At 39.5% G+C, this 612-nt stretch carries 1 protein-coding gene; it reads right to left on the bottom strand.

What is annotated here, in order from left to right; all coding sequences use genetic code 11:
* A partial coding sequence (locus AC2A1E_RS24270) for a DUF6708 domain-containing protein (RefSeq protein ID WP_484385887.1) occupies positions 1-573 on the bottom strand: 573 nt, incomplete at its 3' end.
* Positions 574-612 lie beyond the last annotated feature (39 nt).

The raw sequence follows: 612 nt of genomic DNA, 5'->3' as shown, positions 1-612 counted from the left end.
ATTCAGAATAAATCTATCCACCACTTCGTAGGTTCCTCGCTTGCACACCGCGCAGGACAACCGATATCCCTGATCATAGCGTCCAGACTGCCGTATCAGTTCACCATGAATATCCGTCCAGTCGAATACTTTAATCACCGTTGGCCAGCGCATCCAAGGCCAGATACTGCGTTGATGCTCATAGACATAGACTTTTTGGCGTTTGCGATTAAAACGAACGGGCATACCTCGAGGTACGAAGATAGCCATTCTGAGCAAAAATACAGACATAGATACAAAAAAAAACATGAACAAAAAAATAATTAATTTAAATTCAATATCTGAATCATACCCAGATAAATTGAATATCATAAATATAAAAGGAATGGGAAATGTAGAAACTAAAGAAAACAACCATAGCCCTGACCACCCAATGTTTTCATATCTCGGAATCTCCATGTATATTTCATTAATTTCATTAACTCGAATCAGTTGAGGCGTTATAGGATGTTGCTCGTATTTTTCTGGTAAGTCCTCCTCCCATCTTTCAGCTTGAGGTGATAGTTTGGAAAAACTATTCCCTGTATCCCTTATACGGGCCTGTATTTTTTGTATGCCTTCCTTCGACGGGTA

The organism is Serratia sp. HNCC26DJ206 (assembly GCF_057180605.1).
This window is presented reverse-complemented; position numbering and strand designations above follow the sequence as displayed.